The organism is Janthinobacterium sp. P210006, assembly GCF_036231885.1.
GTDB classification, from domain to species: domain Bacteria; phylum Pseudomonadota; class Gammaproteobacteria; order Burkholderiales; family Burkholderiaceae_D; genus Janthinobacterium; species Janthinobacterium violaceinigrum.
In genome coordinates, this window is the sequence record NZ_JAZARD010000009.1 from 1 (window position 1) to 23249 (window position 23249).

The window sequence follows — 23249 nt, forward strand, 5'->3', positions numbered from 1 at the left end:
CACCAGAGCAAGCTCCGTGCTGCCGTTCGACTTGCATGTGTAAGGCATGCCGCCAGCGTTCAATCTGAGCCAGGATCAAACTCTTCAGTTTAATCTCTGTTACTTTGCCCTTTTACAGGCACCGTTATTTCTAACGGGTCGCTCACTCAAAAAACTGACAGGCCACTACTTGCGTAGCGCCTATTTCATTATTTCTTGTGAACATTTGATATTTTAAGTATTACAGCAATCCGAAGATCGCTGCTGCACTGACATCAAATGCCCACACTTATCGACTGTTAATTGTTAAAGAACTGTATTCGGTACTGCTTATTTACCGCTCTCGCGCTATCGACAAAGCGTTGTGTTTGTCAGCTGCGAAGAAGGAAGAGTATGAAGCGTTTAGATCGTTTCGTCAACCTTCTTTTTTCACCCTGCTTTACTCGGCATTTGCATGCATCGTTCAGCGAGGGGGCGAATTATAGCCGTGCCCCGCAGGCCCCGCAAGCGCTATTTTTCTGCGCTTCCTGAAACAGCCCTGGCACCGCACTTGCTTATGTCTGCCTATGCGCTGTCCACCGATGGGAGCAGCTCTGGGCCTGGCAGCAACACCGGGGACAGTCCGGCTCGCTTTGCTTTGCTCCCATCTGTGACAGGTGCTACATTATGGAACACTCTCGATATTCAAAAGAGCGCCGCAGTACAGGGCCCAACGGAGGCAACGAGATCATGTATCAACCGTCAGCTACTTACCGTAGCGCACCGTTTTCGTCTATTGCAGATGCGAACACCATACCGACAGGACAGGACAACGTCCCCGTCATCATCGAAACTTCCCATCAGCGTTCCGTCGCCTTTGGCCTGTCGCCCACGGCCACGCCCGACTTTACGCCCGCCGGCAAATCCGATCTGTCCTTGCTGATCGAGCAAAACCGCATGCTGCACACGCATGCGCTACCGGCCATGGAAACCCTGTACCAGCAAATCGTCAACACCCACAATATGGTGATTCTCACGGATGCCAACGGCGTGATCGTGCATTCGCTGGGCGATGATGATTTCCTGGAAAAAGCCAACCGGGTGGCCTTGCAGCCAGGCGTCGCGTGGTCGGAACAAAGCCGCGGCACGAATGCCATCGGCACGGCCATCACGGAAAAAGTACCGACCCTGGTTCATGCGGACCAGCATTACCTGGCCGCCAATCATTTCCTGACGTGCTCTGCGGCACCGATTACCGACCACCGGGGCAATGTCATCGGCGTGCTGGATGTCTCGAGCGACCAGCGCAGTTTCCACAAGCATACGATGGCCCTCGTGCGCATGTCGGCGCTGATGATCGAAAACCAGCTGTTTTCCGCCACGTTCGAAGATGCCATCACCGTGCACTTCCATGCGCGCCCCGAATTCATCGGCACCTTAATGGAAGGCATCGCCTCGTTCACGCCGGGCGGGCGTTTTTTGTCCGCCAATAAAAACGGCTTGTTCCAGCTGGGCCTGTCATTTGCCGCACTGCAATCACATACCTTCAGCTCCCTGTTCGGCTTGCCCGTGTCCGCCCTGTACGACCATTACCGCACGGCCGCGCCCGGTTTGCTGAACCTGTGCATGCACAGCGGCGTGCGCGTGTATGGCCGTGCGCAGTTGCGCCTGGCCAATAGTGTCTTCCAGCATGGTTTTACTGCCAGCACCGACCATAGCGATATCAACGCCGTGCCGGCCCAGGTTCCAGCGCCAGCCAGCCATGCCGCCAACGCGGCGCGGCGCCTGTCCGGCCTGCGCTACCTGCGCACGGGCGATCCGCAGCTGGAACTGGTCATTGAAAAGGTCAACAAGGTATTGGGGCGCGACATCCCCATCCTCGTCATGGGAGAAACAGGTACGGGCAAGGAATTGCTGGCGCAAGCCATCCACAACGATTCGCCACGGGCCATGGGACCGTTTATCGCCGTCAACTGCGCGTCGATCCCGGAAACCCTGATCGAGTCGGAGCTGTTCGGCTATGAAGACGGGGCGTTTACGGGGGCGCGCAAGAAAGGGGCGATAGGCAAGATTCTGCAAGCCAATGGCGGCACCCTGTTCCTCGACGAAATCGGCGACATGCCTTTCGGTTTGCAGGCGCGCCTGTTGCGCGTGCTGCAGGAACGCATGGTCACGCCCCTGGGCAGCAGCAAATCGATCACCGTCAATGTGGAACTCATTTGCGCCACGAATCACAACTTGCGCGAACGCATGGCCAAGGGCCTGTTCCGCGAAGACCTGTATTACCGCCTGAATGGCCTGGTCGTCAAACTGCCGCCGCTGCGCGAACGCACGGACCTGGACACGGTCGTGAAGAAAATCCTCGCAACGGAAGCGCCCGACACGCGCTATGCGGTGGCGCCCGACATCCTGCGCATGTTCCATCAGCATAAATGGCCAGGCAACTTCCGCCAACTGACCAATCTGTTGCGCACGGCCATCGTCATGGCGGGCGACGAACATGAAATCTGTTTGCGCCACATGCCCGATGATTTCCTCGACGATATTGAGATGACACAGGCCCATGCCGCCAGCGCCAGCACGGACCGCATGATCGCGGCCGGCGCCAACCTGGAAGAGATGGAACACAGCGTGATCCTCAAGTCGCTCGATGCCCACGGCGGCAATGTTTCAGCCACGGCGCGGGCCCTGGGTGTCTCGCGCAACACGATCTACCGCAAGGTACCGCACCTGAAATAGCCTAGAGTAGACGGGGAAAGCCGGGCGACATCTTGCGTCGCCCCCGCTTGTCGATGGTCATCAGGTCGACCCCGTCCATCCGTGCAGCCATCGCATGTGCGCGCGCAGCTCCCGTTACCATGAAGGTCGTCGACAAGCCGTCTGCCAGCAAGCCCGTGGGTGCCAGCACCGTCACGCTGGCCAGTTCGTCCGGCGAATCGCCCTTCGCGGGGTCGAAGATGTGGTGATGCACGAAGTCGGGCGTGAATGTGCATTCATAATCGCCCGAGGTGGCCACGCTGCGCCCTTCCACTTTCAAGGTGGCCGCCAGGATTTCTGCGTCGCGCGGGTCCTGGATGCCCAAGGTCCAGGGATGGCGCACGGAGCGCTGTCCCCGTGCAACGAATTCGCCCGTATCGAGCAGCGCGTGCCGTACGCCCCGTGCCTGCACGGCTGCGAGCGCCATGTCGGCTGCGTAACCTTGCGCCAGGCCATTCAAGGTCAGCGCCATGCCCGGCTGCAGAAAACGTACTTCCCGCTTATCCCACACCAGTTGCCGCCAGCCTACCCGCGCCTGTGCCGCGCGGCGCAAGGTGTCCGTCGGCAAGCTGGCCTCGTCAGCCGCCGCACGGAACAACTGCCACAAAGGTTGCACGGTGATATCAAACGCCCCGTCGCTCCATTGCGACAACGCTTGCGCCTGCGCCAGCACGGCCAGCAGGTGGGCGTCCGGCCGGGCCAGGCGTCCATCGCGGTTCAGCTGAAAGACTTGGCTGGCCGGACTGTAAATGCTCATCAGCCGGTCGATATTCCTGGCCGCATGCAAGGCGTCTTCGATGGCCAGTTCAGCCTGGTGCTGGTCGTGGTGCAGCACGGTGACGGCGATGGTCGTGCCAAACGCCAGTGCGGCGCCCTGATAAGGCCGCACGCCGGACGCCGTGGCCGTGCCGCGCGCCATGCTGCCCGGCACAGACCAGCCCGCGATGCCGGCTACGCTGCCGATGGCCGCCGAAATAAATGTTCTACGCTGCATTGCTGCTCTCCTCTGCCATGGACCGGACGATGGGAATGGCACGGGCACGCTTGATTTCCAGCATCAAGGGCGCGCATTTTTCATCACTGGCATAGATCACCACGCAATCCATGCACTGGAAACACTCACCGTAATCGACTTTCCCGCCAGGCGCGATGGCGTGATACTCGCAACGGTGGCGGCAAGTCTGGCAAGGCGTGCCGCATTCCTGGCGGCGGGGAATCCAGTTGAACAGACGAAAGCGCCCCAGCAGCGCCAGCGCCCCGCCAAACGGACACAGGTAGCGGCAAAAAAATTTGTAGGAAACACTACTGAGCAGCAGCAAGCCCACGGCATACGTGACAAACGGCCAGGCGCGCACAAAATTCAGGGTAATCGCCGTCTTGAACGGTTCCAGCTCCACCAGCCTGTCCGTGATCTGACTGGAAAACAGGCTGCTGCCAAGAATGGCTGCCAGCAAGCCATACTTGATCCATTTCAAGCGCCCATCGAGGCGCGGCTTGATCTTCCACTGCGGCAAGCGCAGCCACTGGCCCAGCTTGCCCGTGAATTCCTGCAGGGCACCAAACGGACAGAGCCAGCCGCAAAACGTGCCGCGCCCCCAGACCAGCAGGGTCAGCAGCACGAACGCCCACAGGATCACCGTCATCGGGTCGAACAGGAAAAAGCCCAGGCTGCGGCCTGCCAACAGCGCCTGGATGGCGCCCGTGATATTGACGATCGACAATTGCCCCTGTGCGTAGTAACCGATAAAGCCGATGGTAAATAACAGGAACAAACGGCGGAACCATAAAAATTGCCGGCCATTTTGCACCAGGCGTTTCTGCCAGGCCAATGCGCCGGCCAGCAGCGCCAGCCCCGCCAGCAAGATCCATAACTCGGCCCGGCGGCTCTTCCACGTGCCACGCCACGTGGCATCGTCACCTTGCGGCGCCGCATACAAGCCGGCCGGCAGGCGGTAGCTGACATCCACGTTGCGCGCGATGCGTTCCGGATACACGATGCCCTTGCTGCGTGTGATCGGCAGCGTGAACGCCAGCGGGCTGGCCGCATCGAGCCCGGCCTGGCTGATGATGCGCAGCACGGTGACATTTTCCGTCGGCAACAACGCCGTATCCGCCAACTGCAAGTCCAGGTCCAGGTCGCGCATGTCGATGGGCAAGCCATCCTGCTTCAGCAACAGGCGGTCGGGCACGGTGCCGCGCACGAACTCGTCGCCCAGCACGCTATAGCGCCCGCGCGACATGACAAGGATGGCGTGGTCGCCCTCGTCCAGGCGGTTGCGCAATTTGTTCCAGCTGCGTTCCGTCAACAAATTGCGTCCCACCGTGGGGACGGACACATAGGCCAGGTACAGATCGATGAATACGCCATCGGGCTCGCGCATGGCTTGCGCATCGAGTCCCGCGCCGGGACTGCCCGCAAACAAGACTTCCACCGCCTTGTTGCTCAGGCGCACATGCTGGATCAAACCCTGCTTCAACATGTGCGCGACATCCCGCTTTTCAAACACATCCATGCGGATGCGGGCGATCTGGTCCGGATCGCGGCCCTGCGCAAAGCCCAGTTTTTTGCGCGACACTTTCAAGGCCGACGCCAGCACGCTCTGATTGATGATGCGCACGGAGGCCGTGGCCTTCGACACGCCGTCGATATCGGCATGGGTGGCATCGGCTGCCCGTTTCGTCCGGGCACCAATGGCGATATTCTGTTTCAGCGACAAGCCCTGATACTGTTTGACGAACTGAAACAGCGGCGCTTCGCCCAAGCCGTCGAGAAATACGGGCTCGTGCTGCGACAGCACCGCCACGTCCAGGAAGCTGCCTTGCGGATCGATGGCGATCAGCAGATTGACGGGCACGCCGGAAAAGCCGGGAATGGGCGCCAAATCCACGGATTCAAAAACGTAGCCGATCAGTTCAGTAGCCGTGGCGTTTTGCTTGAACAGGGGCCAGACGGGCAAGTCGGTTTCCTTGCTGCCCACGACGATGGGTGCGGGAAAGCGCCGTGCCAGCTCGGTCTTCGTGAGCACGCCCGCCCACGCCTGTCCCAGAATAAACAGGAATAGCCAGCAACCGATAAACAACCGCATTATCCGCATGCAGTGCACTCCGTGCGGCGCCCTGTCGCAAGGCGCCGCGTTGATGAGTTAAAAGAAAATAATGCCGCCCAGGGACACGCCATTCATTTTCGCTTCGCCACCGGCAAAGCCTTTCGAGCGCGTCTGGCCCAGCTCGCCTACCAGGGTGATCGCACTGTTGAGCGAGTAATACGCGCCCAGGGTCAGGTTGGCGTTCGATTTCAAGCCGCCCGTGCCGGCCGTGTTGTCGTCGTTCTTGCTGATGCCGTAGGACAAGCCCAGCTTCAGCTTGTCCGTCGTTTTATACGTGCCTTGCAGCAGCCAATTTTTTGACTTGGTATCGCCCTGGTCCGCATCGGACAAGATGCCCAGCCCTTTGCCGCCCTGGAAATTGACCAGCACGCCAGCCGGGCCCATCTGGTACGAGCCGCCCACTTCCATCCCGCGCATGGTCAAGTCATCAACACCTGGCGTTTTCGACGTGAATTTTTGCGACTTCACGCCCAGCCAGGCTTTCAAGCCTTCCTGCGCATACGTCAGCTGCGCCTGCACTTGCGGGCTCGACTTCGACGAATAGGTCGAGCCTGCCACGATGGGCGTGTCCGACACGGGGCTGACCAGCGCCACATCGGCGCCAAAGCCGCCCGACTTCGGCGAGCTGTACATGATCTGGCCATAGTTGCCCAGATAGGTGTAGCCGGCGCCGATATGGCCCAGGGTCACCCGGCCCCGCTGCGTCGCCTGCACGGGTGCGCCTGAGCCCAGCAAGGTCATGTCGGACAGAATCGCGTTCGCGCCGAAAATGCCGTAGTCGCGGCCCAGCTTGAAAGTGCCCATCTGTTCATTGCCAAACGTAAAGAAGGCCTGGCGCACATCGACCACGCTGTTCTGGCTGATGGCGCTGTCCGTGGCCGTCGAGTTGTAGATGCCGATCAAGGCTTTCACGTCATACTCGCCCAGCCGCGAGCTTGCCGAGGTGATCAAGCCATTCGGCAGCAAACCATTGCCGATCGTGGTGCGGTCCTTTTCTCCGCCGCAACCGAGCGCCTGGCCGCCCAGCGCCAGCCCGCCCACGGCGTCGCCCGAACACGACACTTGCGTGTAATAGGCGTTGACGATGCCGCCCACCGACACGGTCCAGTCGCCAGCCTTGATATCGACGGCGTGCGCCTGTCCCACCGCTGCGATTGTCATGACACCGAGGCTCCCCAGCTTGATCCATGTGTTCATTTCTTCTCCTCTTTCTTCTCTGTTTTTAGTGTGCACATCAGTGATTGATGTACCTCAAGCTTTGGCAATAAGCGTGCCCAGCGCGGCTCAGAGGGAGAAAGAGAAAAAGCGTATTTCACTTGTGCAGCAGCGGATCAACCGCCACTGCCAGTGTTCATTTTTTGACCGCCAGCAGGCATGGCGGGCGGACAGGTAAACAAAAAACTGACGGCCTGCGCCGTCAGCAAAAAGAAAACATCCGGCGGACAGGGAGACACCCATCCGAGTGGCCCGGATGCTTCACCCCGTTACTTCGATGCCAGCTTGAAGACCCACACGGAACCGCCCTGTTCCAGGAAGTTGACCTTCTTGGCCACCTCGCCGCCCCACAGCGGCACGGCGCCACCCCAGCCGGAAACGACGGCCACATACTGCGTGTCGCCATCCTGCCAGGTGACGGGCGGCGCCACGACGCCGGAGCCCGTCTGGAATTTCCACAGCTCCTTGCCCGTCTTTGCGTCGACGGCTTTCAGGAAGCCTTCCGGCGTGCCGTAAAACACCAGATTGCCGGCCGTACTCATCACGCCGCCCCACAGCGGCGCGTTGTTCTTGATTTCCCATACAATCTTGCCCGTCTTCGGATCGACGGCGCGCATGGCGCCGATGTAGTCGTCAAACAGGGGCTTGATGGTGAAGCCTGCGCCGAGGAAGGCACCGCCCTTCTTGTAGCTGATCGGCTCGTTCCAGATATCCATGCCCCATTCGTTTGCGGGAACGTAGAACAGCTTGGTTTGCGGCGAGTACGCCATCGGCATCTGGTTTTTGGCGCCGAGGAAAGCGGGCGCGGCAAACACGGTCGTGCCCTTCTTGCCTTCCTCTCCCTTGGTCGGGTCGCCAGGGCGGCCTGCGGCGATGTAGTTCGGCCGGCCCGTCTTCAGGTCGATGCTGCTGGCCCAGGTGATTTTCTTCACAAACGGAAAGGCGTTCTGCAGCTTGCCCGTGCTGGCATCGATCACGTAAAAGAAACCGTTGCGGTCGGCCTTGCCGCCGTAGCGCTTGCCATCCATGTCGAAGGTGACGAACTCGTTGGCGCCATCGAAATCCCAGGCATCGTTCGGCGTATTCTGATACGCCCACTTGATCTGCCCCGTTTTCACGTCGAGCGCCACGGTGGATGACGAGTACAGGTTGTCGCCGGGACGCAAATGGCTGTTCCACGGCGCCGGGTTGCCCGTGCCGAAGTACGCGAGCCTGGTTTGCGGATCGTAGGTGCCGCCCATCCACGTCGAGGCGCCGCCCGTTTTCCACAGGTCGCCGGGCCAGGTCTTGTTGACGGTGCCGGACACGCCGTTATCGATGGCCTTGCCATCCTTGTCGTAGCGGTGGCCCATATGGCCTTCCACCGTCGGACGGCTCCACACGAGGTCGCCCGTCATCGGGTTGCGCGCTTCGACCCGGCCCACGATGCCGAATTCCCCGCCCGACACGCCTGTCAGCAGCAAGCCTTCGGCAATGAGCGGCGCGGCCGTCATCGAGTAGCCGGCCGCGTAATCGTCAACTTTCTCTTTCCAGACGATCTTGCCCGTATTCTGGTCCAGCGCCACGAGATACGCGTCCAGGGTGCCGAAGATCACCAGGTTGCCGTACAGGGCGGCACCGCGGTTGACCACGTCGCAGCAGGGCATGATGCCGTCCGGCAAGCGATGCTCATACTTCCACAGCTTGGCGCCCGTTTTCAAGTCGACGGCAAAGATGCGCGAATACGATGCCGTGACGAACATCTTGCCGTTATGAATCAGCGGCTGCGATTCCTGGCCCCGCTGTTTTTCGCCGCCAAACGAGAACGACCAGGCCGGCACCAGCTTGGCCACGGTCTTGTCATTGATCTGCGTCAACGGCGAATAGCGCTGGCCCTGCGTGCCCATGCCGAACGACAGGACACTGGCCGGATTCTTCGCCGTGCTGTCGAGCATGGCAGTGGTGACATTGCCCGCATCCGCTGCGTGAACGAGCGATGCCGGCGCTACCAGGCTCAGGCTGACGAGTATCCCCATGATTTTTTTCTGCACAATCATCTCCCTCTGTTTTATTAGTATGTGTGTGTATCAAGTCTTGCGGTGCTCATGCGGCTGGGCATGCAGCAAGGCGCACTCCTCATCGGTGAACAGGCGCGAGCGCGTCAGGAAGCGCTTGCCCGTGCCGTTGTCGAGTGAAAACATGCCGCCATTGCCATCGACCACATCGATAATCAACTGGGTATGCTCCCAGTACTCGAATTGCTCGAGTCCCATGTAGAACGGTGTGCCATTCAAATTGCCGAGATAAATGTCGGTATCGCTGACATCGAACTCGCCCAGTGCGTAGCACATGGGCGCACTGCCGTCGCAGCAGCCGCCCGACTGGAAAAACATCAGCGGGCCGTGACGCTCGCGCAACTTGTCCATCATTTCCAGCGCCGCATCGGTGGCGACCACCCGGGCAATTGCTGCACTCATGGCATCCCTTTCTGCGCGCCGCGCCCGGACTGCAAGCGCGGCGCGTGTTGCCGGTTTAGAAGAAGCCCAACGCTTTCGGGCTATAGCTCACCAGCAAGTTCTTCGTTTGCTGGTAGTGGTCGAGCATCATCTTGTGGTTTTCGCGGCCAATACCCGATTGCTTGTAGCCGCCGAACGCGGCGTGGGCCGGATACAGGTGGTAGCAATTGGTCCACACGCGGCCCGCCTGGATGGCGCGTCCCATGCGGAAGGCGCGCGAACCGTCGCGCGTCCACAGGCCGGCGCCAAGGCCGTACAAGGTATCGTTGGCAATCGCCAGCGCGTCGGCCTCATCCTTGAAGGTGGTCACGGACACGACAGGCCCGAAGATCTCTTCCTGGAAGATGCGCATCTTGTTGTTGCCCTTGAACACGGTCGGACGCACGTAGTAGCCGCCCTCCAGGTCGCCCGCCTGCGTGTTGCGCTCGCCGCCGGCCAGCACTTCGGCGCCTTCCTGGCGGCCGATATCGAGGTAGGACAGGATTTTTTCCAGTTGTTCCTGCGAGGCCTGCGCGCCGATCATGGTGGAAGCGTCGAGCGGGTTGCCCTGCTTGATGGCGGCCACGCGCTTCAAGGCACGTTCGATGAATTTCTCGTAGATCGATTCCTGGATCAGCACGCGCGATGGGCAGGTGCATACCTCACCTTGATTCAGCGCAAACATCGCAAAACCTTCCAGGCACTTGTCGAAATAATCGTCGTCCGCATCCATCACGTCTTCAAAGAAGATGTTGGGCGACTTGCCGCCCAGTTCCAGGGTGACGGGAATCAGGTTTTGCGCCGCGTAGCCCATGATCAAGCGGCCCGTGCCCGTTTCGCCCGTAAAGGCGATCTTGGCAATGCGCTTGCTCGAGGCCAGCGGCTTGCCCGCTTCCAGGCCGAAACCGTTGATGATGTTCAACACGCCCGGCGGCAGCAAGTCGCCGATCAACTCGACCAAGACCATGATGGACGCCGGCGTCTGCTCGGCAGGCTTGAGCACCACGCAATTGCCTGCCGCCAGGGCCGGCGCCAGTTTCCACACGGCCATCAGGATGGGAAAATTCCACGGGATGATCTGGCCCACAACGCCCAGCGGCTCATGGTAGTGATAGGCATAGGTTTCCGCATCGATTTGCGCGACGGAACCTTCCTGCGCGCGGATGCAGCCGGCGAAGTAACGGAAATGGTCGATGGCCAGCGGAATGTCGGCATTCATCGTTTCGCGGATCGGCTTGCCATTGTCGATGGTTTCCGCCGTGGCGATCAGGCTCAGGTTCTGTTCGATGCGGTCGGCGATGCGGTTCAGGATATTGGCGCGCTCGGCCGGCGACGTCTTGCCCCATGCCTCCTTGGCGGCGTGCGCGGCGTCCAGCGCCAGCTCGACGTCTTCCGTCGTGGAACGGGCGATTTCGCAAAACGGCAAGCCCGTGATCGGGGTGATGTTAGGAAAGTATTCACCTTTTACTGGTGCAACGAATTTGCCGCCAATGTAATTGTCATAGCGTTGTTTGAAGGGATTGGCTACGCCCAGCTTGCTGATGTCTGCGAGATTCATGTCGTCCTCTATCGGGTTAATTAGAATGGAAATACTTAATTAAAATCAAACGTCCTGGTACAGATGGGGTGAGTACACGGAGTCTTCCGCAAATGCCGTGCCAGCTCGCCATCCCACTACAAACTTAGCGGGTTTTACCCGCGTTACAAGGGCGTGGCATCCATACCGGGCCGCTTTTCCTCGCATGCGCGGGGCCTGGACGGTGGGCGTGGCGCTGTTTGCATTTTGAACAAGGCTGGCGCAGCCTGTTGCAATCCGGGCCAGCGCCCTCCTTGCCTTGCGGAGCCCCGCAGCCGCTGCACAATGGAACAGGTGTGCCAGACTGGAACACCTGTTCCAGGCGAGCTAGCGAATCACCACGCCCCATGGCAATTCACCCACGGCAATGTCGGCCACCTTGCGTGCGCCGGCCGTGTCGATAACTGAAACGCTGTTCGAGCGGCCATTGGCCACGTACAACTTGGCGCCATCGGGCGTGATGGCCATATTCCAGGGACGCTTGCCGACGGGAATCGTGGCCGTCACCTGGTTGCTGGCCGTGTCGATCACCATGACCGTGCCGTCGATACCGTTCGAGACATACACTTGCTTGCCGCCGGGATGGACGGCGATGCCATTCGCATTCTTTCCTGCGGGAATAGTGGCAATGGCCTTGCGCGTGGCCATGTCGAGCACGTAGACGGCATTGACCAGTTCGCACGCCACGTAGGCCCGGCCCGAATCGGGGCTGAAGCCGATGCCGCGCGGGCGCAAGCCCACGGCGATGGACGCCACCTGGCGGCGTTGTGCTACATCAATGACATCGACTTGCTCGGCCTCTTCCGCGCTGACCAGCAGCCAATGTCCATCGGGGCTGAACACGGCATGTTCCGGGTTGCGCCCTTGCACCTTGATATCTGCGAGCAAGATGCCCGTCTGGCCATCGAGCAAGGCCACGCTATTGTTTTCCTCGACGGCCACGGCCACGTACTTACCATCGCGGGAAGCGCTGACGCCCTCGGGCGACTTGCCCAACGCCACCGTGCGCAGGGATGCGCCCGCTCCGTTGTCGATCAGCAGCAAAGCGCTGCTGGCCGCATCCGTGACAAACAATTGCCGTCCGCTAGGGTCGGCGGCGATGCCGCGCGGACGTTTTCCAGCCGCAATCTGCCGCACCACCTGGTCGGTCGCCGTGTCGATCACGCTCAAGGTGCCCGATTTTTCGTTGGGCACATAGGCAAACGGAGCGGCCTGGATGGCAGTGCTGGCGAGTGCAGGCAGCAGCCAGCAAACCTGGCGCAAGCGCGAGAAGAAGTTGGGCATAATCACCTTTTCAATGGCAAAACACAGGAAAAGCGCGCGGGAGCGGCGCAAGTGACGATGGCTGCATGCAAACGCCGTGCCACTGACAAGCGTATAATTTCCGCCCACCAATGGAGACATGGCAGGCATATTGCTTGATAAGACTATGCAGACCTGCGCCGCGCACGCGACCAAGCAGGCTTTTATTCACATTGGAGAATCCGCATGCAGCATCGTTTCCGCCTGAACACCATCGCCAGCCTGTTTGTTGCCGGCAGCGCCACCCTGGCCCCCCACGTCTATGCCGCCGAAGCAGCAGACCCCGCCAATGGACAACTGATGGATACGGTGGTCGTCAGCGGCAGCCGCATCGCCCACCCCAGCCAGGAAGTGCCGGCATCGATCGACGTGGTCGACAGCGCCCGCATCCAGGATGGGCAAATCCGCGTCAACGCGTCGGAAGCGCTGGCCGCCGTGCCGGGCCTGGTCGTGCAGAACCGCCAGAACTATGCGCAAGACTTGCAGATCTCGTCACGGGGCTTCGGCGCCCGCTCGGCTTTCGGCGTGCGCGGCGTCAAGCTGATCAGCGACGGCATTCCGGCCAGCATGCCCGATGGCCAGGGCCAGGCCGCCACGTTCAACCTCGATACGGCCGAGCGCATCGAAGTGCTGCGCGGACCGTTTTCTGCCATCTACGGCAACCACTCGGGCGGCGTGATCCAGCTGTTTTCCAAGGATGGACAAAATCCTCCCTCCGTCGAACTGAACGTGACGGGCGGCAGCTACGGCACCAGCAAGATCGATCTCTCGGCGCAAGGCCAGGCCGGCCGCATCGGCTACGTGCTCGACGGTTCCCGCTTCCGCACGGATGGCTTCCGCGACCACAGCGCCGCCACGCGCGAACAGGCGTTCGGCAAGATCACCGTCAAGCCGAATGCGGACAGCAAGCTGACCATCGTCGCCAACAGCCTGCATCAGGGAAATACGCAAGATCCGCTGGGCGCCACCTGGGCCACGTTTGCCCGCGACCCGCGCGCCGGCGAAATCGATGCGAGCGACACGCAAAACCCGAAACGTACCCTGGCGGACCGCTACAACACGCGCAAGAGCATCGACCATCAGCAGATCGGCGCCACCTACGAACAAGCGTTCGGCGACGACCGCCTGCACGTGACGATGTATGGCGGCAACCGCGACGTGATTCAATATCAGGCCTTCAACAAGGGTTTCCAGGCGCCAGCCAAGCATTCGGGCGGCGTGGTCGATTTTCAGCGCCAGTTCTACGGCATCGACACCAACTGGCTGCACGTGAACCAGCTGGCCGGCGGCAAGCTGAGCACGACCATCGGCATCGACTACGGCCGCTCCAGCGACGACCGCACCGGCTATGAAAATTTCATCGGCGACACGTTTGGCGTGAAAGGCAAGCTGCGCCGCGACGAGCAGGATGTCGTCTCCAGCCTCGATCCGTATATCCAGACGGAATGGCAAAGCGGGCCATGGCTGCTCAGCGCCGGTTTGCGCTACAGCAAGATGAAAGTCTCCGTCAGCGACCACTTCCTCAGCAATGGCGACGACAGCGGCAGCCTGGAATTCAGCCATACGACGCCGGTGCTGGGTCTGCTGTATAAACTGACGCCCAACGTCAACGTGTACGCCAGCGCCGCGCGCGGCTTCGAGGCGCCCACCCTGAACGAACTGTTTTACTCGGGTTCGGCCGGCGGCTTCAATTTCAACTTGAAGCCAGCCACCAGCACCAACCTGGAAGCGGGCGTCAAGGCCAGGATCAATAACAACACGCATGTGAATGCGGCCGTGTTCCAGATCAAGACCAGCGACGAGCTGGTGGTCGATCAATCGAGCGGCGGACGCACCAGCTACCGCAATGCCAGCAAAACCTTGCGCCAGGGTATGGAAGTGTCGCTGGATTCGAACCTGGCATATGGGTTCACGGCAAAAGTGGCCTTGACCAGCCTGCACGCCGTGTATGACCAGGGCTTCGGCACCGTCAGGGAGGGCAGCCGTTTGCCGGGCGTGCCCAGCGCCAACCTGTTTGCGGAACTGGCCTGGAAAGATACATTCGACCGCTTTGGCGCGGCGCTGGAAAGCGTGGCCAGCAACCAGGTCTACGCGGAAGACAGCAACAGCGAAAAACCGTCACCCGGCTATACGGTGTTCAATGCGCGGTTCAATGCCAAGCAAAGCGCGGGCCACTGGCGCTTCAAGGAATTTGCGCGCCTGAACAATCTCTTCGACAAGACCTATGTGGGTTCCGTCATCGTCGGCGACAGCAACAAGCGCTACTATGAAGCGGCGCCAGGACGTAATTGGTTGCTGGGTGTCAGCGCCATGTATTCTTTCTAATTAAAAAGCCCGCGCCTCTTCCGAAGCGCGGGCTTTTTAGCTGATCAGCATGGCCAGCTATGGCCGCGCTTCCTTCACGCCATATTTCTCAAAGATGGCTTTCAATTCGCCGCTGGCCGCCATCTCGTTCATGGCCGTCTGCAGCAGTTTGGCCACGTCGAGCTGCTGGCGGCTGACGGCCAGGCCCACGGCCCAGCCCGCACGCGGCAAGCGGGCGAACGCCACTTCGTTCACGGGGAAAGCGGGATCGCTTTTCAGCACGGACTCAATTTCCGAACGGTTGGCCAGCACGGCGTCAAGCTGGCCCGCCTGCAATTGCTGCAGGGCTTCGGCGGCCGTGTCGAAGATGCGCACGTCGTCGCGGTATTTGCCATTGTCTTCCCCCAGCATCAGCATGGCGGCGATCGACACCTTTTCCACGCCGATGCGCTTGCCTGCCAGCGAGGCGACGCCATCGAATTGCGGCACGGCGTGTGCACTGCGCGCCAGGCGCACCGTTTCCACGTAATACGGCGCAAAGATCTCGACCTTGTCGTTATCCGCCATCAATTTTTTATCGACCGGCACATGCAGCATCACGTCGGCGGGACCATAACCGAGGTAATGCCCCTTCCACACCATATTGCGCAAATCGTCGTTCAGGTTTTCGCCGGCGGGAAATGGCAGCAAGCTCAGTTTCAGCCCCAGCTTTTTCGCCAGCGCTTCGGCAATATCGATATCGATGCCAGCGCCCTTGTCGGAAAACGGCGCGAATTCGTTGTACACAGCCACTTTCAGGCTGCCCGACTGCTGCACTTTCTGCCAGTCGGCGCGCGCCGGCGCGGCGGCGCACAGCGCCAGGCAAGCGAGCGAGATCATCGCGCGCGCGCCCCGGAATTGAAATGAACGCATGGGACTCCTTCGTGATCAGTTCGGCTTAATTAGATTCGCGGCGCGTTTCCAGATAGGTCTTAATGGCCCACATGGCTTCCTGGTTGAACACGCCTTCAAACGGCGGCATGTACACGGCACCGTTGCGCACCTTACCGTGGCGGATGGTGGTCAAATAGTAATTGTCCGTTTCCTTGTAACACGCCTGTTTCTTTGTCTCATTCTTGATACCGAAGCAATCGCGGTCCAGCTGGCGCAAGTCCGGCGCGATGCCCCCTGAAATGGCTTCAATGCCGTGGCAGCGCGCGCAATTCTGGTTGTAGGCCGACGTGCCTACCGTCAAGGCCAGCTTGTTGCCCCGATACGGATTTTGTTCGAGCCATTTGTCGCCCACCTTGGGCAAGCCCGTGGTATCGACGCCTTGCGGCGTGACATTGCCGTGCGCATAGGCATGCGGCAAGGTCAGCAGTGAAGTGAGGGCAACAGCGCCGGCGGCGGCCACGCCGAGCAGGGTACGGATGGAATAGGTCATGCTGGTCTCCTTGGTTTTTTTAGTGAATATCCAAGAAGAGCAAATGCCATGCCATGCGTACATGCCCCACATCCAGCCATCCATGTATCAATTTGGAACAGCTGCAACAGTGACGTGTGTCACCGCGCGCGTCAGGCGGCGGCAACCGTGCAGATGCTGGCACGCTCCTGTTGCTCGAAGGTGATACGCACGGGTAAAAACCGGGAAATCACCTCGGCATTCGTCAGCGCATGCTGCGACACCTTGCTGCAGCTGAAGACACCGCCGCCCGCCAGCGCCATCGGCAGCAAGAGCTGGTCGGCCAAGTGTTCGCCCACGGCCGCATCCGTCTTGAGATAGGCGCGTACCTCGTTCAACAGGCGCTTGGCCACGGATTCGGCCAGCAAGGACTTTTCGCCAAAGGAAGTAAACACTTCCGTGACGTGTTCATGCTCCAGGGTCAGCAACAGGACATTGCCCGGTCCCTGGTCGGCGGGCAAGCCGACGATGCGCAACTGCTTGCCGCTCCAGCCCATGCCGCCGGCAACACGCTCGAGCTCGCGCTGCGCCACGTTCACGGGCACGCCCGCCACCATGCTTTCCGCAAAACCGGCCTGCCGTTCACCGCGCTGCAGCAAGGCAATGGGCAGCAAGCGCGGGCACGGTTGCACGGTGGCAATCACTTCGCCGCCGCCCGCAGGGTGAAAGCCATAGCGTTGCAGCGCGATATCCACGTCGGCGCCCATCTGCTGCAGGATGCGGCCATACGCGCGCTGCAGGAAATGCACGGGCGGCGCCATGGCATTGTGCGTGCCGCCACTGATGCGCACGGTAGACGCGGAATCCGCATGCAGCAGCGCTGGCAGCAAGGTTTGCAAGACCAGGGTGCAGCTGCCGGCGCTGCCGATGGCAAAGCGGTAGTCGCCGCCGCGCACGGGGCCGGGCACGAACTCCAGGCTAGCTGCGCGCAGCGCCACCGGCGTCGTGCGCGCCCCGCAAATGGCGGCTGCCGCCTGCACGGCCACCAGATGCTGGCGCAGCAAGCCGGGCTTGTCCCGCCCCGCGCGAATGTTAGTCAGCCGGAACGGTTGCCCCGTGATCATCGACAGGCTCAGCGCCGAACGTAAAATCTGCCCGCCGCCTTCGCCTTGCGCTCCATCTATTTCTATCATCTCTGCTTTCTCTCTTTTAACCTTTGACGCAGACGACCTGCTTCAGGATATGCACGACATCGACCAGTTCACGCTGCGCCAGCATCACCGCATCGATATCCTTGTAGGCCATTGGAATTTCATCGATCACGTTTTCATCCTTGCGGCACTCCACACCTTGCGTGGCGCGGATCTGGTCGTCCAGGTTGAAGCGCCGCTTCGCTTCCGTGCGGCTCATCGTGCGTCCCGCGCCGTGGCTGCAGCTATGGAAACTGTCCGCATTGCCTTTACCGCGCACGATAAAACTCTTGGCCCCCATGGAGCCCGGAATGATCCCCAGCTCACCCGCGCGGGCCGATACGGCGCCCTTGCGCGTGATCAATACATCCTTGCCGAAGTGGTGCTCCTTCTGCACATAGTTATGGTGGCAGTTGACGGCCTCCACATGCGTCTGGAACGGTTTATGGATGACCGTGCGCACGGCAGCGATCAGATTCTGCATCATTACTTCGCGGTTGTTGCGGGCGAAACGCTGGGCCCAGCCCACCGCTTCCACGTAATCATCGTAATGCTGCGTTCCTTCGGCCAGGTAAGCGAGGTCCTGGTCGGGCAGGTTGATGAAATGGGTGCGCATATCCTGCTTGGCCAGTTCGATGAAATGGGTGCCGATGGCATTACCCACGCCACGCGAACCGGAATGCAGCATGAACCACACCGAACCCTGCTCGTCGAGGCACACTTCGACGAAGTGGTTACCGCTTCCCAGCGTACCCAGGTGGCGATAATTATTCGTGTTCTTCAGCTTTGGCGTTTTCAGGCAGATCGCATCGAATTCGTCCTTCAACTGCAGCCACGCCGCATCGACCACCGATGGCGGCGTATGCCAGGAGCCTTCGTCGCGGCCACGGTGGCCGCGCGTCTTCGGCGACATCCCGTGCGGAATCGCGCGCTCGATGGCGCTGCGCAGGGGTCCCAGATTATCGGGCAAGTCGCTGGCCGTCAGCGTGGTTTTCGCCGCCATCATGCCGCAGCCGATATCCACGCCCACCGCCGCCGGAATCACGGCGCCCAGGGTGGGAATCACGCTGCCGATGGTCGACCCCTTACCCAGGTGGACGTCCGGCATGACGGCGATATGCTTGTAAATGAAAGGCAGGGTCGCCGTGTTGCGCAATTGTTTTTTGGCCGCTTCTTCGACCGGCACGCCACGCGTCCACATTTTGACGGGACGGCTGCCTTCGGTATGCAGGACTTCGTATTCTTCGTTTTTCATCGCTATTCTCTTCTTCTATTGTATAGGGGGTGATGACAAGGATTGGTGAAACAGCTGCCGACGCATCGGCCCAGGATGTAGTTCCACCGGCATTCATCAGTACGACAACCCGACAAGGGGGGACAGGATTTCTGGCAAACGCACTGCGCCTGCCAGGCCGGTTTGACGCGGCTGATCGATGTAATCCTGTCGGCATTCGGGGCACTACGGCGCATGACAAGCTTGGACAGGACGTCTCTTATGTAGTCCTGCCCGCATTCATGCGCTTTGCTTCAACAACTTTCTGCCATATCGATGGCGGCAATTTCTCCCACCCAGTGGCCGGAGTCCAGCCGGCCGGCGGCAAAGGCGGCGATGATCTTGAAGACGTCGTCGGAAAAGCCGCCGATATTCAAAATATCCTCGCGCTCCATCGCCTGCGTGGTGACATGCGGCGAAATATCGATGCACACCAGTCTTGCCTGCGGATTGCGCTGCTTGAAGACATTCCACTGTCCCATGGTCGCCGTGGCGCCGCTGCGCGTGGCGTCGATCCACGATTCGTTATCGGACACATAGATCACCAGGTCAGCCAGCTCCTTCCTGCTGTTCATGCGCAGCAGCGGCGCGCTGCAATTGGTACCGCCACCGCCGATGGCCGCCAGCCTTGCCGCGTTCACCATCACGCTGTCATCCGCGCCAAGTCCGCACTGCACGACGCTGTGCTCGAACGGCAGCACCACGGCATCCGGATTCTTGCGCAGCATGGCTGCCGCCACCAGCGCAGCCACATCGATGCAGCGTACACTCGACGTGGCGCTGCCGCGAAAACCGCTGACGGGCGCAGACATCGAACCGGAAACGTCGGGACACACCACCACCTTGCCCGCGATCTGCGGCACGTTCCGCAGCGATGCTTCGAGCGCCTGCTCCAGCGCAGCGCGCACGATGGCCGGCACGTTTTCGCCAGCCGCCATGTACGCCGACATCAGCTGGTAGGGAAACACGCGCGCCCGGCAGATCGCCTCGGGATCGCGCAGCTTGGCAGCGATCAGTTCCGGCATGCCGCCGATATCGTACACGCCATGGCGGGCAAAGGTGTTCAGGTTCATGCGCACCATCTGCCAGCTGCCCTGGCGGGCAATCTGCGCCCAGTCCTGGGCCGACAGGGGTAGCGCCGTCAGCATCTGGAACGGCACTTCCGGTATCGCCCGCGCCGTATCAAGCTTGTAGGCCTCGAACGCGGCCAGCGCCGGCGGCAAGTCCGAGGCGGTGTATTGCTTGCCGATCAGCCAGGCAAAAAACGCCGCGCGCCAGGCTTCCTGCGGTTTCGGATGCACCATCTTCACCACGTCGGCCAGCGACGGAGCATTGCCCACGGCAGCGGCCAGCAAGGCCTGCTCCGACGCGCCGTTCAGCCAAGCCTGCACCAGTTTTTTCGGACGCGACCCCAGCGACTTGCGGCCGATGGCGCCCGAACGCATGATCTGCACGAAGTTGCGCAGCATCTTGCCGTTATTGATGACGCGCCGGAAGGCCTGCGGAAATTCTGCCGCGCCCTGGCTCGCCAGCACGGCCACCAGCAAGGCCGGCATGTCTTTCATGTAGCCCCGTTCGCGGCAATACACGGCCGTCTGCGCAATGAAGGCCGGCTCGACGGCCTGGCACAACTCGAGCACCGTCGCCAGCTGCGCTTCGGCGCTGGCATAAAACGTGGTGTTCAGACAGCCGGTGGCCGCATATTGCGCCAACTGATGCCGCGGCGTCAGCGCATACGCCGGTGCGCCTTCTGCATTGCGCGCCAGTGCCGCTGGCAGTGGCAGGGCTTGCTGTGTACGCTGGAATAACTGGACGTTGGCCATTTTTCTTGTCTTTCTTCTTAATGTTTATCTCGTTGCTACCTCCTGTATTGCAAGTGCTGTGCCAGCTTTTCCGAATTTACCGAATAACCTCTCAAGTCATTGATTTTATTCATAAATATCTTCACCATGCCATTTTTCGAAAAGGCAGGCAAAATTCAATATTCCGATATAATTATCTTTTCAGATAAATTTTTATCTTATATATGCAAGCAAAACGTACCGTCGTCATCGGCTTTCTCGGCACCCAGCTCGACGGTGGCAAGGGAGCGGCGCGCTGGGAAAAATGGCGTCCCAGCATCGCCCTGACCCAGCACGAGGACAAGATCATCGACCGATTCGAGCTGCTGTACGCGGGGCAGCAATTTGAAAACCTGGTGCGCCAGGTATCGCAGGATATCGCCAGCGTCTCGCCGGAAACCGCATTGAACGCGCACGCTCTCCCCATCAGCGATGCCTGGGACTTCGAGAACGTGTACGGTGCACTCTACGATTTCGCCAACAATTACCCCTTCGATCCGGACAAGGAAGAGTACTGGATCCACATCACCACCGGCAGCCACGTGGCGCAGATCTGCATGTTCCTGATGACGGAAGCACGCTATTTCCCGGGCCGCCTCTTGCAAACGTCGCCGCCCAAGCGGCAGGCTGCCGGCAATCCCGGCAGCTACGCGCTGATCGACCTCGATCTGTCGCGCTACGACCAGATCGCCCAGCGTTTTACGCGCGAACAGGCCGAAGGCGTGGCCTTCCTGAAGTCCGGCATCGCCACGCGCAATGCGAAGTTCAATGGCATGATCGAGGAGATCGAGCGCGTCGCCATCAAATCGAAGGCACCCATGCTGTTGATGGGCCCCACCGGCGCCGGCAAATCCTTCCTCGCGCGCCGCGTCTATGAGCTGAAAAAATCGCGGCACCAGATCGACGGCAAATTCGTCGACCTCAATTGCGCCACCCTGCATGGCGACGGCGCCGCATCCACCTTGTTCGGCCATATCAAGGGTTCGTTCACGGGTGCGGGTGCGGACCGGCCAGGCTTGCTGCGCAGTGCGCACAAGGGTTTGCTGTTTCTCGATGAAATCGGCGAACTGGGACTCGACGAGCAGGCCATGCTGTTGAAAGCGATCGAGGAAAAGCGTTTTTTCCCCGTCGGCGCCGATACGGAAGTGCAAAGCGACTTCCAGCTGATCGCCGGCACCAACCGCGACCTGGGCAAGGAAGTGGCGGCCGGCCGCTTCCGCGAAGACCTGTATGCGCGCATCAACCTGTGGACCTATGCCTTGCCGGGCCTGGCGCAGCGGCCGGAAGACATCGAGCCGAACCTGGAATACCTGCTGGCGCAATACGGCGCGGAGACCGGGGAACGCGTGCGCTTCAACAAGGAGGCGCGCGAGCGCTTCATGCGCTTTGCCACCTTGCCCGCCTCGGCATGGAAGGGCAATTTCCGCGATTTATCCGCCGCCGTCACGCGCCTGGCCACCTTGTCGGAAGCGGGCCGCATCACGGATGCCGTGGTCGACGAAGAAATCAAGCGCCTGAAGCGCATGTGGCAGCATCATGTTACTCAGAACGATCATCCGGAAGTGGATTTGGCAGGAATCATGGGAGGGCAGGCAGCTGCGCAACTCGACCTGTTCGATGCGCTGCAGCTGCAGGCAGTGATCAAGGTATGCCGAGAATCGAACAGCCTGTCCGATGCAGGCCGTACCCTGTATGCCGTCTCGCGCGAAGCGAAAGCCAGGCCGAACGATGCAGACCGGCTCAAGAAATTCCTGGCCCGCTTTACCCTCGACTGGGATAAAGTGTCCTCAAGCAACTAAGAAGAGAGAACGATGATTCCAGAAGAAATACGAGTAGAGATCATGCGCCGCCTGGCGGCCGTGGAAAAGAAGGAAGGCGTGCGGATTTTAATGGCGATTGAATCGGGCAGCCGCGCCTGGGGATTTGCCTCGCCAAACAGCGACTTCGATGTGCGTTTTATCTACGCGCGCCCGCAAGAATGGTATCTGAGTGTCGACCTGGAAGACAAGCGCGACGTCATCGAATATCCGATCGTCGATGATATCGATTTGAATGGCTGGGATGTGCGCAAGGCGCTGCAGCTCTTCTGGCGCTCCAATCCTGCCGTCATTGAATGGATACAGTCGCCGATCCTATACATGGAAAAAGGCGGTTTCAGGACGGGCATCCAGGCCTTGCTCGATACCGTCTACACACTGGAAAAGGGAATCTATCATTACCGCAGCATGGCCAAGACGAATTACCGCGGCTATCTGATGGCGGACACGGTCCCCTTGAAGAAGTATTTTTATGTCTTGCGCCCTCTGCTGGCTACGCGCTGGATCGAAACCTATCGCAGCGCGCCGCCTATCGAATTTGCCGCCTTGCTGCACCTGCTGCCCAAGGAAGACTGCTTGCTGGAAGAGATCCATATTCTGCTCGAGCGCAAAAAGGTCGCACTGGAAAAAGAGCTGGCGCCACGCATCGATAAACTCAATACATTCATTGAAGCAGAGTTGGCCAGGCTGGAGCATTTCAGCCTGGAAAAGGAAGAAAAATCCGGGGGCATGGAGAGGTTGAACGAGGTGTTCCGCCAAGTTTTGCAGGAAAACTGAGCATCAGCCAGTAAAGGCAGCGCGCAGCGCTGCCTTTTTTTCGCCTGTTGCATGGGAATTTTACATAGGCCGGCGTGGATCCGACAGCACCATCAACGATTACCAACAAACCGGCAGACGAAAAAAAACCCCGCCATTGCTGGCGGGGTTTTCTTCTACTGCGAATAACAAGCCTGACGATAACCTACTTTCACACTGGTTGCAGCACTATCATCGGCGCAAAGTTGTTTCACGGTCCTGTTCGGGATGGGAAGGGGTGGGACCAACTTGCTATGGT

The 23249-nt window shown here is 60.3% G+C and carries 16 protein-coding genes and 2 rRNA genes; 4 read left to right on the forward strand and 14 right to left on the reverse strand.

All coding sequences use genetic code 11. The features are described from left to right. Positions 1-91: ribosomal RNA gene (locus tag VPH41_RS28250) — 16S ribosomal RNA — on the reverse strand; the annotation flags it as partial. A gap of 617 nt (positions 92-708) precedes the next feature. On the opposite strand from VPH41_RS28250, the gene VPH41_RS28255 reads away from it, so the two are divergent. Next, entirely contained in the window at positions 709-2697 is a 1989-nt protein-coding gene (locus VPH41_RS28255) for a sigma-54-dependent Fis family transcriptional regulator (protein WP_328572256.1), read from the forward strand. 1 nt (position 2698) lies between these two features. On the opposite strand, the gene VPH41_RS28260 is transcribed toward VPH41_RS28255, so the two are convergent. The 7 genes from VPH41_RS28260 to VPH41_RS28290 form a co-directional block, all read right to left on the reverse strand. After that, complete coding sequence (locus tag VPH41_RS28260) at positions 2699-3709, reverse strand: FAD:protein FMN transferase (RefSeq protein ID WP_328572257.1); 1011 nt, start codon at positions 3707-3709, stop codon at positions 2699-2701. Then, positions 3699-5801, reverse strand: coding sequence for a 4Fe-4S binding protein (locus tag VPH41_RS28265; protein WP_328572258.1), 2103 nt, complete (start codon positions 5799-5801; stop codon positions 3699-3701). The genes VPH41_RS28260 and VPH41_RS28265 overlap by 11 nt, the downstream gene beginning before the upstream one ends. 57 nt (positions 5802-5858) lie before the next feature. After that, positions 5859-7019, reverse strand: coding sequence for a porin (locus tag VPH41_RS28270; protein WP_328572259.1), 1161 nt, complete (start codon positions 7017-7019; stop codon positions 5859-5861). 287 nt (positions 7020-7306) lie between these two features. Further along, positions 7307-9052, reverse strand: coding sequence for a PQQ-dependent methanol/ethanol family dehydrogenase (locus VPH41_RS28275; RefSeq protein WP_152285248.1), 1746 nt, complete (start codon positions 9050-9052; stop codon positions 7307-7309). A gap of 51 nt (positions 9053-9103) precedes the next feature. After that, positions 9104-9493, reverse strand: a complete 390-nt coding sequence (locus VPH41_RS28280; RefSeq protein WP_328572260.1) for a DUF779 domain-containing protein — start codon at positions 9491-9493, stop codon at positions 9104-9106. Positions 9494-9548: 55 nt separating this feature from the next. Then, a complete protein-coding gene (gene adh, locus VPH41_RS28285; protein ID WP_328572261.1) occupies positions 9549-11069 on the reverse strand; it encodes an aldehyde dehydrogenase in 1521 nt (506 codons plus the stop codon). Positions 11070-11414: 345 nt separating this feature from the next. Beyond that, entirely contained in the window at positions 11415-12371 is a 957-nt protein-coding gene (locus VPH41_RS28290) for a beta-propeller fold lactonase family protein (RefSeq protein ID WP_328572262.1), read from the reverse strand. Positions 12372-12575: 204 nt separating this feature from the next. On the opposite strand from VPH41_RS28290, the gene VPH41_RS28295 reads away from it, so the two are divergent. Beyond that, positions 12576-14714 (forward strand): TonB-dependent receptor family protein, encoded by a 2139-nt coding sequence (locus VPH41_RS28295; RefSeq protein ID WP_328572263.1) that lies wholly within the window; start codon positions 12576-12578, stop codon positions 14712-14714. A gap of 57 nt (positions 14715-14771) precedes the next feature. On the opposite strand, the gene VPH41_RS28300 is transcribed toward VPH41_RS28295, so the two are convergent. The 5 genes from VPH41_RS28300 to VPH41_RS28320 all read right to left on the reverse strand — a co-directional run bounded on the left by VPH41_RS28300 (position 14772) and on the right by VPH41_RS28320 (position 20360). Continuing rightward, positions 14772-15605: a substrate-binding periplasmic protein gene (locus VPH41_RS28300; RefSeq protein ID WP_328572264.1), complete on the reverse strand. Its 834-nt coding sequence runs from the start codon at positions 15603-15605 to the stop codon at positions 14772-14774. 25 nt (positions 15606-15630) lie between these two features. Beyond that, positions 15631-16116, reverse strand: a complete 486-nt coding sequence (gene pedF / locus VPH41_RS28305) for a cytochrome c-550 PedF (protein WP_035824926.1) — start codon at positions 16114-16116, stop codon at positions 15631-15633. Positions 16117-16247: 131 nt separating this feature from the next. After that, positions 16248-17267 carry an RNA 3'-terminal phosphate cyclase gene (rtcA, locus tag VPH41_RS28310; protein ID WP_328572265.1) on the reverse strand — a complete coding sequence of 340 codons (1020 nt, stop codon included), beginning with the start codon at positions 17265-17267 and terminating at the stop codon, positions 16248-16250. A gap of 16 nt (positions 17268-17283) precedes the next feature. Then, entirely contained in the window at positions 17284-18519 is a 1236-nt protein-coding gene (locus tag VPH41_RS28315; protein ID WP_328572266.1) for an RtcB family protein, read from the reverse strand. Between the two features lie 272 nt (positions 18520-18791). Next, the gene (locus tag VPH41_RS28320) at positions 18792-20360 is read right to left on the reverse strand and encodes a vWA domain-containing protein (RefSeq protein ID WP_328572267.1); all 1569 of its coding nucleotides are present in this window, start codon (positions 20358-20360) and stop codon (positions 18792-18794) included. 203 nt (positions 20361-20563) lie between these two features. On the opposite strand from VPH41_RS28320, the gene rtcR reads away from it, so the two are divergent. Further along, positions 20564-22177 carry an RNA repair transcriptional activator RtcR gene (rtcR, locus tag VPH41_RS28325; RefSeq protein WP_328572268.1) on the forward strand — a complete coding sequence of 538 codons (1614 nt, stop codon included), beginning with the start codon at positions 20564-20566 and terminating at the stop codon, positions 22175-22177. A gap of 12 nt (positions 22178-22189) precedes the next feature. Further along, positions 22190-22972: a nucleotidyltransferase domain-containing protein gene (locus tag VPH41_RS28330; protein WP_442906332.1), complete on the forward strand. Its 783-nt coding sequence runs from the start codon at positions 22190-22192 to the stop codon at positions 22970-22972. A gap of 171 nt (positions 22973-23143) precedes the next feature. On the opposite strand, the gene rrf is transcribed toward VPH41_RS28330, so the two are convergent. Beyond that, positions 23144-23249: ribosomal RNA gene (gene rrf, locus VPH41_RS28335) — 5S ribosomal RNA — on the reverse strand; the annotation flags it as partial.